Consider the following 11,392-nt stretch of genomic DNA (forward strand, 5'->3'; position numbering starts at 1 on the left):
AATCGCAGTCATGCGGTTCTTTTTCTATTAAAGGGACTTCGAAGTATGCAAAAATGATAATTTACATACAATTCGCGATTATCAAAAGAAAGGGTATCGCGTGACAGAGATTCGATTAGATGCGGTTAAGCGTGCACGTTTAATCAAACCGACCATTCCATTATTTTCTACGAATCAAATTGCAATTCAAGATGGAATGGATATTAGAAAAAACTTTGGTATAATTAACTTTCAGTAAATGCTTTACAAACCGTAATAAGTGTTATATAATAAGATTAATCAAATAGTTCTTATTAGAGATGAATTCGCATGTTACAAAGAGTAATCGTGTTTGTTCGGTACTTTTTGTAATATGTGAATTTTTTGTTTTTTAAAAGCTTATGTATTAATAACTTAATTGGAGGTCATTTAAATGACACAAGGTACAGTAAAATGGTTTAACGCAGAAAAAGGTTTCGGTTTCATCGAAGTTGAAGGCGGTTCTGACGTATTCGCTCACTTCTCAGCAATCCAAGGCGAAGGTTTCAAATCTTTAGACGAAGGTCAAAAAGTTGAATTCGAAATCGAAGACGGCCAACGCGGACCACAAGCAGTAAACATCGTAAAATTTTAATTTTAACGAGTTACAATCAAAAAGGAAATTGCTTCGGCAGTTTCCTTTTTTTTTGTGTTTTCTTTTATTAAAATGCTACACAATAAAGCGAAAATAATCATTATAGATCTTTAAATGAAATGCGGTTGTATATTTACAGTCTATTTTAACAGTTGAAGTAAAATCAAGAGAGCTTTGTATCTTGCTTGTAGTAGGAGACAAGGTCATGTTCGGTAGGGAATCGTTATACGTTTCATTGATGTAACCAATTAGTAATCCTGTGTATGGTAGATAAATCATTTTCGTATATTAAAAAAGGAACCTCCGAGGAGATTCCTTTTTTGCGTTGAATTAGTGATCAACTGAACCAGAAGAACCGATACCAGTGTTTGCACGTACTTCAACTTCAGCGTATTTCTTCGCGTCTGCTTTCGCGCCAACTAATGAACCAATCCAACCTGCCAAGAAACCAAGTGGAACTGATACGATTGCTGGGTTAGTAAGAGGGAATAAAGGTGTACCTGTAAGAATTGCAGTACCTTCAGGATTCCAGATATTCGGACTTACTGCTACAAGAACTAATGCAGTGATTAAACCTGTTAACATTGCTGCCATCGCACCTGTTGTATTGAACTTTTTGTAGTAAATTGTGTAAATAATTACTGGTAAGTTCGCAGAAGCGGCGATACAGAATGCAAGCGATACTAAGAATGCTACGTTTAATGATTGTGCACCAAGTGCTAAAAGGATTGAGAATGCTGATACTCCTAATGAAGCCCAACGAGCAGCTAACATTTGTTGTCTTTCAGTTACTTTACCTTTTTTAATGATTTGACCATAAATATCATGTCCGAATGCAGAAGCTCCTGATAATACAAGACCTGCTACTACGGCTAAGATTGTTGCGAACGCTACCGCGCAAATGAAGGACATTAGAATGTCGCCACCTAATACTTCCGCTAACAGTGGTGCGGCCATGTTACCAGCTGGGTTAGCAGCTAAGATTGCATCAGTACCTACGAATGCTGCAGCACCGAAACCTAAGAAGATTGTTAAGATATAGAAGATACCTACAATCCAAGTTGCTGTAACAACTGAGCTACGTGCAGTTTTTGCATCTTTTACAGTGAAGAAACGCATTAAAATATGTGGAAGACCTGCTGTACCAAGTACAAGTGCGATCATCATTGACATTGTGTCAATACCATTTGTATATTTTACACCTGCATTTAAGTATGCTTCACCATGTGGTTGATGTGTTTTTACATAAGAGAACATTTCTAAGATATTGAAGTTGAACTTCACAAGAACTAATACCGAGATAATAACAGTACCTAACATTAATAGAACGGCTTTAATAATTTGTACCCAAGAAGTGGCACCCATACCGCCCCATAATACGTAGATTGTCATCATTACACCTACGATTAATACAGCAAATTTGTAATCGATACCTAATAATAATTGAATAAGAGCGCCTGCACCTACTAATTGTGCAATCATGTAGAATAAAACGATAACGATTGAACTTACTGCTGCAGTTCCGCGAATTTTCTTTTGATTGAAACGAGCTGTAATCATATCTGCTAAAGTATATTTACCTAAGTTACGTAAAGGTTCAGCTACAATATAAAGCACAACTAGATAAGCTACTAAGTAACCTAATGAATAGAAGAAACCGTCGAAACCTGTTAAAGCGATCGCACCTGCGATACCTAGGAATGAAGCAGCTGATAGATAGTCACCAGCAATTGCAATCCCGTTTTGCCAACCTGTTAATCCACCACCAGCTGTGTAGAAATCTTGTGCTGAATTTGTGTTTTTAGAAGCAAAGTATGTTACAAGTAATGTAACCCCTACGATACCGACGAAAAACGCGATACCAATTCCACTCATGCCACTTGTCATTTGTATCCACCATCCTTAGCCTTTTCGATAATAACTGCTGCGTCTTTATCGAATGCGTTTGCTTTTTTCACATAAATCATAGCAAATGCCCAAACCATTATGAACTGCGCTAAAGCAAAAATCCATACCCAAGTGATATCTCCAATTGCTTTTGCGTGTAATACTTTTGTAAACGAAGTTAGTAATGGTAACGTGAAGTAAAATACTAAGAAGAAAATCGTCATTGGAACAAGGAATTTGTTTTTCTTTTTCACAAGCGCATGATATTCTGAGCTTTCTGAAATTTTCACATACTCTTGCTCTGTTAACTCAACTGCTTTATCAACTTCAGTTGATGTTGCTTTTACATTTAGAACATCAGAACCGTTTAAGTTTTGATCCATAAAAGTATGCCTCCTTTTTATATAGTTTTTTTGGCGAGCAAGGTAATTATTTCCTAGCTCTGAGTTAATATTATTTGAAAGCGTTTTAAAATGCAACACTTTTTTCTTTAAAAAATTAAAAATTTTCTTTAATAGGTACTTAAAATTCTATTTAAAGAGAAAAATATCTCAAAATATATGATGTTTTTATGATGTCTGTTAGTCGAAAAAGCGAATTTTAGCTGTTTTATGACAGTTTTTCGATCACTCCCTGTTTTGTATCAAAAACGAAAAAAATCAGAGAAAAAATTGTTTTTAACGAGATTTTTATAGTTCTAAGCATAAAAAAATCGAATGAACGTATTTTATTTATTGTAAAAGACATAAAAGAACGAAAACAACAAATGATATTTTTTTGATTTATTTACTAATTAAAGGAAAAGTAACTTTTTAAATCGATAGATGTAAAAAGAAAAATTATTTTCTTTTTACATACCCTTTATCTATTTTCCATAAAACATTTATTACCATATATGTTGATTTTAAAATTATTATCTTCCACGATAAATTATCTGAATATTCAAATGAAGTTGCGTGGATTACTTTTAAACGCAACTTCATATATTAGAGTTGCTCTTTGTGTATACTTTTTAGGAATATGATTCATTTAACGAATTACTAATCATTCGTTAAATGAAAGGTAATACTACTTGCTAAATTAGATAGTGGTTTTAGAAAAAGTAAATCACTATGTGAAAAACATCACATATAAGTAAAACAGAGTTCATTTGGATGCAATAGATTTACTGTATTTAACGCACCATTTTACGGGGAAATAGGTTAAAAGAGCTTTAAAACACAAAAACTTTCCCAAATATACATTTGGGAAAGTTTTTTAATGATATAATAGACTAGAATTTAGTAAAAGAGGTGGAAGAATGCTTCCGAAATATGTACGCGACTTCTTAGTTTATTTAACAGCGATTAAAGGAAAATCCCAAAGAACAAGAAAAGAATACGAATATGATTTACGATTATTTTTACGATTTCAAATTGCAATCTCACATGATTTAGATTTAGATAAAATAAATGAAGTAGATTCGAATCTTTTTACAATAGAGGATTTACAACAATTAACCTTGGAAGATCTCTATCTGTTTTTAGAGTATTGTGAAGTGAAACGAGGGAACGGAGCTGCTTCGCGTTCGCGCAAAGTAGCGACACTTAAATCATTCTTCAACTATTTAAAATCGAAAAAACGTTTAATTACGCAAAACCCAGCAGATGAATTAGAGGCACCTAAGTTAAGTAAAAAACAACCTGTTTATATGAATATTACAGAATCACATCAGTTTTTAGAGGGCGTAGAACACTCGAGACACCCTGAACGTGATTATTGCATGATGACATTCTTTTTGAATTTAGGAATACGTGTGAGCGAGTTATGCGCTTTAGATATGGATTCCGTACACAATGATATTCTAACAGTACGTGGAAAGGGGGATAAAGAACGTAACTTATATTTGAATGAGCAATGTTTAGAAGCTCTTTCTTCTTATATGAAGATTCGCTCACGCTATTTACAAGTAAGAGGAGAACAGCAGGCGTTATTTTTATCACAAAAAGGGACGCGTTTAACAAGACAAGCCATATCGAATTTGGTACGAAAAATCAATCAAGATTCTGGTCTTGAAAAAAAGAAACTCACGCCGCATAAATTACGCCATACATCGGCCACACTCCTTTATAAATCAGGAGCAGACATTCGAAGTTTACAACAAATTTTAGGGCATTCGAATATTTCAACAACCCAGATTTACACACATGTTGAAAATAAAGAAATTCAGCGTGTAATGACGGAACATCCTTTGAATAAGAAATAAAAATTAAAAACCACCATTTGTAAAAAATAAGTAAAAAGTTGCGGGTCTATTTATTTAATAAATATAAATAAATATTTAATTTCCTAAAAATTAAATGTGAAATGAGCATTTATACGTAAGTTTATGGTAAAATAGGTTCGATTATACGTCACTTAGGGGAGGGGTGCAGATGGATGTTTCAATGAACGCTACTTTAGAACTATTAGACAATGCACAATTTGATCAGTCAGTAATGGCTGATATCATAGCAGCCATTGATCAATCCGTCATTGTTGCGATTACAAATGCGCAAGGGAAAATTATTTCTGTCAACAAACCCTTTTGCGAAATTTCGAAGTATTCAGCTTCTGAATTGATTGGACAAGACCATAAAATTGTCAATTCCGGCTATCATTCTAAAACATTCTTTAAAGAAATGTGGCGAACAATCGGTAACGGTAAGGTATGGAAAGGTGAGATTTGTAATCGTGCAAAAGATGGGGCGCTTTATTGGGTACAGACGACCATTGTGCCTTTTTTAAATGAAAAGGGTAAGCCTTATCAATATATCTCGATTCGCACAAATATTACAGAACAAAAGAATGCACAACATTATGAGCATTTAGCTTACCATGATGAACTAACTGGACTACAAAATCGCCGGAAATTACGTATGACTTACGAACAAATGATGAAAAATTCAAAGCGTAAAGAAGGTTACGCCTTCTTACTAATCGGTATTAATCGTTTTAAGATTATTAACGAAAGCTTTGGTCATCATATTGGCGATTTATTCTTAGTAAATGTCGCTTCGATTCTTACAGAAATTGTGAATATATATGGACAAGTTTATCATTATGGTAGCGATCAATTTGTAGTAATGTGTAAAAATAAAGACGCACTTCGTTTAATTAATGCTATTTTATTTCGTTTTAATGATTTATTTGAAGTAGATCGGTTTGAATTTTATAGTTCGGTTAGTATTGGCGTTCGTTATTCTGTCCTTGAAGTTGCATCGTTTGATGAAGTGATTCGTACAGCTGACATCGCACTTATGAATGCAAAAGAACGCAAAGGAAATTACTATGTAGAATATCAAACAATCATGAATACAAAGTTTCAAAATCATATTTTATTTGAAAAAAAATTGCGCAATGCCATTCGTAATCAAGACTTCTTACTCTACTACCAACCAAAGTACCATGTACATACGAAAAAGATAGTGGACGTAGAGGCACTGATTAGATGGTATGATGAAGATTTTGGTTGGGTTTCTCCCGAGTTATTTATTCATTTCGCTGAGCAATTAGGGCTTTCAACAGCAATTGATGAGTTTGTAATTGAGACAGCTTGTAGACAGGCTGTATTATGGCAAAAGACCTTGCCAGAACCAATAAAAATCGCGATTAATATTTCACCACTACACTTAAAAGAGAAAAATTTCGTCGATACATTAGAGTATATTCTAAAGAAAAATAATTGTAATCCTACATTAATCGAAATTGAAATTACGGAAAATTCTTTAATGCATAATAGCGACATTTTAACAAAAACATTTAGTGAATTAAAAAAACTCGGGGTAACAATTGCGCTAGATGATTTTGGAAAGGGCTATTCTTCATTAAGTTATTTAAAAACGTTTCCGATTGATACATTGAAGATTGATCGTGACTTTATACGTGGTATCCATGAAAATACGAATGAGGAAAATATGATTCGTGCCATTATAGGATTAGCTAAAATCTTTAATATGAAGGTGGTAGCTGAAGGTATTGAAACGGTTATGGAACAAAGCATTGTTGAAAAATCAAATTGTGATTATCTACAAGGCTATTTATTCTCAAAACCACTTCCAGCCAAAGAAATTGAAGCACTACTTGTTTAATAAAAAAGCAATTCATCCTTTTAGTAGCGATGAATTGTTTTTTTATGTTTATGAAAAATCCTTAATTCGATTTACAACGATATGTACAAATGACAAAACAAGCAAAAGCTTTACTATCTGGACTAAAAGAAATCCCCATTCAATCCTTCGTGTTAGATGATTCATTCTTTTAACAGTAGAATCAGTTGATACAGCGTGAAAATATTCCTCTAGAGCGACATCTCTACTACCTTAAACAGTGCACCAACGCTCGAAAAACATCGTACAAGCCCTATATTCGCGCATGCAATCCAGTTAATACATCAATTCACCTTTCATACGCGTTCTGATCTTTCAAGCGACGTTATTTGCTTACAAGAGAGTCGCTCTTATGTTTCCGAAAATGTTCTATTTGGTAAATCTAGAGGGAAAAAAGCGGGAGATATTACGATGAATATACTTGGCATGGGTTCGTATGTTAGGGAAGTAGATCTCAGTTAAAGGATATTTACCATAGAGTGAGCATGTCTTTACAATCGGAAAAATTCGAAAAGAAAATCAATCCTTATTGTCAATTTGCCCACGTAATCAGAAGATTAAGCTAGAAGAAATGAATACGTCTATAAGAAAAGGAGTCGCTTTTGCGTAAGAGATTCCTTTTTCACATTAGAGTAAATTTAATTTCATTACACAAGGACATACTTTGTCCTATATAATAGGATTATGTATACATATTATAGTAGGTTTACATTTACTGATTCATGCAGAGAAGTTAGAAATCATGTAGAACGAGCAGTTTTGTAAGGAGGACTTTTGAGATGTCAAATAACTTAATTTTTCAAATACAATTTAAATTATCTACACTATCCGAAGCAGAACAAGCTGTTGCACAATATGTAATAGCTCATTCACAAGAAGTCATTTATTTATCAACACAAGAATTAGCAAAACGCGTAGGAGTAAGTAATGCGACGATTACACGATTTTGTAAATCAGTTGGGGTAAAAGGGTTTCCAGATTTAAAAATTATATTGTCCGCAGAAAATTCACATGGGAATCAAGTACAACAAGAGATTAAAACGACCGATTCACTTAAGCAAATTAAACACCAATTGAATCTTCGTATGACTGCAGCGCTAAATGAAACAGAACAATTAATGAGTGATCATATCATTGAATCTTGTACGAAGTTATTAAAGAATGCTGATGAACTTATCGTCTATGGTGTAGGTTCTTCTAATCTTATCGCACAAGATATAGCTCAAAAATTTATTCGACTTGGAAAATCCGTACTTCACACAGAGGACGCACATTTGATTGCGACAGCATTAACTGCTAAGCAGAAGAAAAAAGTAGGAATTTTCATTTCGAATTCAGGAGAAAGAGAAGAAACGAATACATTGGCTACAGTGTGTAATGAATTAGGCATTCCGCTCATTAGTATTGTATCTAACCCTTCAAGTCGTTTAGCTTCCAAATCGACAGTTGTTTTAGTTCATAGTCAAATAGAAGGTATTGATATTATTCGTACTGCTGCGATTACATCAATTATTGCTCAACAGTATATTGTAAATTTATTGTATTATCATTATTTTATCGATAATTATGAAATACATGCGGATATGTTACATCAAACTAAGCAAATTATACATCATCACTTTGAATAATCAGATGTGAAAAGAATTGCAGTTTTGTAATTCTTTTTTATTAATAAATAATTATATTATGTAAACTAAAAAACTATGTAATATGGAGCTATTATGCACGTCTTTTACAAAGATCTAAAATCATTAATAGATTGCAAGGAAGGGTTTTTATTTACAATAATGATTTTGGGGTATATACAATTAGTGTTTATACATGGATTGAACTATAAAAGCAGGTAATAGTATGACATATATTGGTAGAAACCTCTTGAATTAGCTGTAAAGGATTCAGAAATTCTGCAGGTATTAGCAGGAGTCAATCAAATATTGTTCGACCAAGTACATGATGAGATTTTAAAAAATATGGTACGATTGAGATGTATTTAAAAGAAGAATATCATATTGATGAACAAACGAAAAAAGATATTTAAGATTTCTATTTAGAATAGCATAAGGGGGATTTTGAGATGAAGTGGCAAACAAGTGTAACGGAATTATTAGGAATTGAAAAACCAATTATTCAAGGAGGTCTCGCCTATCTTGGTTATGCAGATTTAGCAGCAGCAGTTTCGAATGCTGGAGGACTGGGCCAAGTGACAGCACTCAGTTTAGATTCTCCAGAAGATTTACGAAAAGAAATTCATAAAACACGCACATTAACAGATCGTCCTTTTGGTGTGAACTTTGCGATTGGACGACACCGTGAACATTACGAACCTTTTGTACAAGTAGCAATAGAAGAAGGTATTCAAATCATTTCGATTACAGGAGGAAATCCAAGTCCTATATTAGAAATGGTGAAAGACACCGATATGAAGAAGCTTGTACTCGTTTCTTCTGTTAAATTGGCTTTAAAGGCCGAAGAAAAAGGGGCAGATATTGTTGTCGTTGTTGGACAAGAAGGGGGCGGTCACCTCGGTTTAAATGATTTAGGGACACATGTACTCGTTCCGCGCGTTGTCGATGCTGTCAACATCCCTGTAATCGCTTCAGGAGGCATTGCAGATGGTCGTGGTATCTTATCTGCTTTTGCACTAGGAGCAGACGGAGTTGAGATTGGGACACGTTTTATTGCGACAGAAGAATGTGTAGATGCAGCACCACTGTACAAACAAGCATTGATTGAACATGATGAAATGGATACGGTCGTTATTAAACGTTCCATTGGTGGTCCAGCGCGTGTATTACACACACCATTCACAGATGAAATTTTAGAAATTGAACAAAAGACGCCTACATATGAGGCATTAAAAGATTATACTAGCGGCGCAGCAAATCGTCGTTATATTTATGAAGAGCAGCAAGATGGTTTTGGATATGCAGGTCAAAGTATTGGTTTCATTCATTCCATTCCAACTGTTGCAGCTTTATTTGAGCAATTTGAACAGCAAATTGAAGAAGCAAGAACGCAATTAAATCTAAAAATAAAATAATATTCAGAAAACAGTTGCAATTCCGATTTGCTTACTGTAATATAAAGTTAACAAAAAAATCGTATCTCTTATCAAGAGAAGGCGAGGGACTGGCCCGTTGACCCTTCAGCAACAGACAATGTTAAAATGAACTGTGCTAAATCCTGTAGCGTAAGCTAAAAGATAAGAAGAGTTCCTTTGACTATTCAAAACCTCTTCTTATCAGGAGAGGTTTTTTTGTAGATTAAAAAGGAGTGATGTTATGAGCGAATCGGTTTTACAGCAAGATGTTTTACAAGCATTACAAACATTGAAAAAGCAGAAATGGGTGGACTTGACACATACATTTAATAGCCAGTCACCTCACTTCCATGCATTCAATCCAGCAAAATTTGATACACTTTTTACACATGATGATGGCTTTTTTGCACAACAATTTTCTTTTGCAGGTCAGTATGGAACACATCTTGATGCACCGATACACTTTGTACGAGATACACGCTATATTGAGGAACTTCATCTTCAGGAATTAGTACTGCCACTTATTGTTGTAGATATTACAGCTCAAGTACAAAAGAATCCAGGTCACACGGTAACGATTGAAGACATCCTCTCATTTGAGGATCAAAATGGCATCATTGAAGCCGACTCATTTGTCGCATTACGCACAGACTGGTCGAAGCGCTGGCCCGACCATGATACCTTTAATAATATTGATGAAGCAGGCGTGGCTCATGTGCCAGGTTGGTCTGTCGAAGTATTATCTTTTTTATTCAAAGAACGAGGCATTAAAGCGATTGGTCATGAAACATTTGATACAGATTCGAGTGAAGAATATCGAAAACATGGCTCATTAGCCGCAGAGTATTTCGTTTTAGAACAAGATACGTATCAAGTCGAACTTTTAACGAATTTAGATCAACTTCCGGCAAAGGGGGCAGTTATCTTTAATATCGTGGCTAAACCTGAAAAAGCATCTGGTTTTCCCGTACGCTCATTTGCGATTACACCGAATTAATAATGGCTCATTCGCCTTAAACTATACAGACTCATTTGTCGTGGAACACCTTGTCATCTCAAGGTGTTTTTTGTTTTAAAAATAATATTATTATGTAAACTAAATATTTTGTTGAATTTTCAGAAAATTAGTTGACACCTCTTTTCTTCTGTTATATATTAAATACAACAAGTAAAACTGTTATATAACAAAAGGAGAGATGTTTAATGGAACACTTTATGGAAGGTTATCAGACGTATTGTCAAGCTTGCGAAAACTATGGGTTGGAGTCGATGAATTACCATTTATATGTCAAACAATTAACAGAGGAGCAATTGTATGCATTTAATGAGTATAAGAGAGACGCCACAATTCAAGAGATTAGCTAGGTATTAAACCTCTATTTTCCACTTAATGTGTAAAGTAGAGGTTTTTGTATGTCCTAAGACCTTCTTTTACGAAAAGTTATTTACTTTTTTTATAGAGTATGGAATACTTTCTATTAAGATAATTGAATATTCTTTCAGGTGAGAGTACTAGTTTTAGGCTAGATAATAGGGAAAACGGTGAAAATCCGATGCAGCCCCGCTACTGTAATATGGGATGAAATGACATACAAACACTGTGTTTATACGGGAAGTTGTCAAAGTAATATGATCATAGAGCCAGGAGACCTGCTTTCATCATTCGTTTCAATCTTCGAGGGGTGGATTAGACGCACGTATGTATAATTGTTGTTACATAATTCT

The 11,392-nt window shown here is 34.2% G+C and carries 10 protein-coding genes and 2 riboswitches; of the genes, 8 read left to right on the top strand and 2 right to left on the bottom strand.

What is annotated here, in order from left to right; all coding sequences use genetic code 11:
• The first annotated feature begins 100 nt into the window (after window positions 1–100).
• Window positions 101–238 (top strand): hypothetical protein, encoded by a 138-nt coding sequence (locus tag KGI01_RS13835; RefSeq protein ID WP_170214747.1) that lies wholly within the window; start codon window positions 101–103, stop codon window positions 236–238.
• 174 nt (window positions 239–412) lie between these two features.
• A complete protein-coding gene (locus KGI01_RS06280; protein WP_141273982.1) occupies window positions 413–613 on the top strand; it encodes a cold-shock protein in 201 nt (66 codons plus the stop codon).
• Between the two features lie 330 nt (window positions 614–943).
• Here the strand turns inward: KGI01_RS06280 and KGI01_RS06285 are convergent, their stop codons facing one another.
• Window positions 944–2,488: a solute symporter family protein gene (locus KGI01_RS06285; RefSeq protein WP_141274014.1), complete on the bottom strand. Its 1,545-nt coding sequence runs from the start codon at window positions 2,486–2,488 to the stop codon at window positions 944–946.
• Window positions 2,489–2,496: 8 nt separating this feature from the next.
• Window positions 2,497–2,883, bottom strand: a complete 387-nt coding sequence (locus KGI01_RS06290; RefSeq protein WP_141273983.1) for a DUF485 domain-containing protein — start codon at window positions 2,881–2,883, stop codon at window positions 2,497–2,499.
• Between the two features lie 917 nt (window positions 2,884–3,800).
• On the opposite strand from KGI01_RS06290, the gene KGI01_RS06295 reads away from it, so the two are divergent.
• From KGI01_RS06295 to KGI01_RS06320, 6 genes are all read left to right on the top strand, one after another.
• Window positions 3,801–4,745, top strand: coding sequence for a tyrosine recombinase XerC (locus KGI01_RS06295; protein WP_141273984.1), 945 nt, complete (start codon window positions 3,801–3,803; stop codon window positions 4,743–4,745).
• 169 nt (window positions 4,746–4,914) lie between these two features.
• Entirely contained in the window at window positions 4,915–6,609 is a 1,695-nt protein-coding gene (locus KGI01_RS06300) for a sensor domain-containing protein (protein ID WP_141273985.1), read from the top strand.
• A gap of 797 nt (window positions 6,610–7,406) precedes the next feature.
• Window positions 7,407–8,255, top strand: a complete 849-nt coding sequence (locus KGI01_RS06305; protein ID WP_141273986.1) for a MurR/RpiR family transcriptional regulator — start codon at window positions 7,407–7,409, stop codon at window positions 8,253–8,255.
• Between the two features lie 446 nt (window positions 8,256–8,701).
• Complete coding sequence (locus tag KGI01_RS06310) at window positions 8,702–9,667, top strand: NAD(P)H-dependent flavin oxidoreductase (RefSeq protein WP_141273987.1); 966 nt, start codon at window positions 8,702–8,704, stop codon at window positions 9,665–9,667.
• A gap of 65 nt (window positions 9,668–9,732) precedes the next feature.
• A riboswitch (SAM riboswitch) is annotated at window positions 9,733–9,836 on the top strand.
• 72 nt (window positions 9,837–9,908) lie between these two features.
• Window positions 9,909–10,664 (top strand): cyclase family protein, encoded by a 756-nt coding sequence (locus KGI01_RS06315; protein WP_141273988.1) that lies wholly within the window; start codon window positions 9,909–9,911, stop codon window positions 10,662–10,664.
• A gap of 206 nt (window positions 10,665–10,870) precedes the next feature.
• The gene (locus KGI01_RS06320; RefSeq protein WP_087680783.1) at window positions 10,871–11,032 is read left to right on the top strand and encodes a transcriptional regulator; all 162 of its coding nucleotides are present in this window, start codon (window positions 10,871–10,873) and stop codon (window positions 11,030–11,032) included.
• 125 nt (window positions 11,033–11,157) lie between these two features.
• A riboswitch (cobalamin riboswitch) is annotated at window positions 11,158–11,339 on the top strand.
• The last annotated feature ends 53 nt before the right edge of the window (window positions 11,340–11,392 follow it).

This window comes from Kurthia gibsonii, from assembly GCF_006539985.1.
Taxonomy (GTDB): domain Bacteria; phylum Bacillota; class Bacilli; order Bacillales_A; family Planococcaceae; genus Kurthia; species Kurthia gibsonii.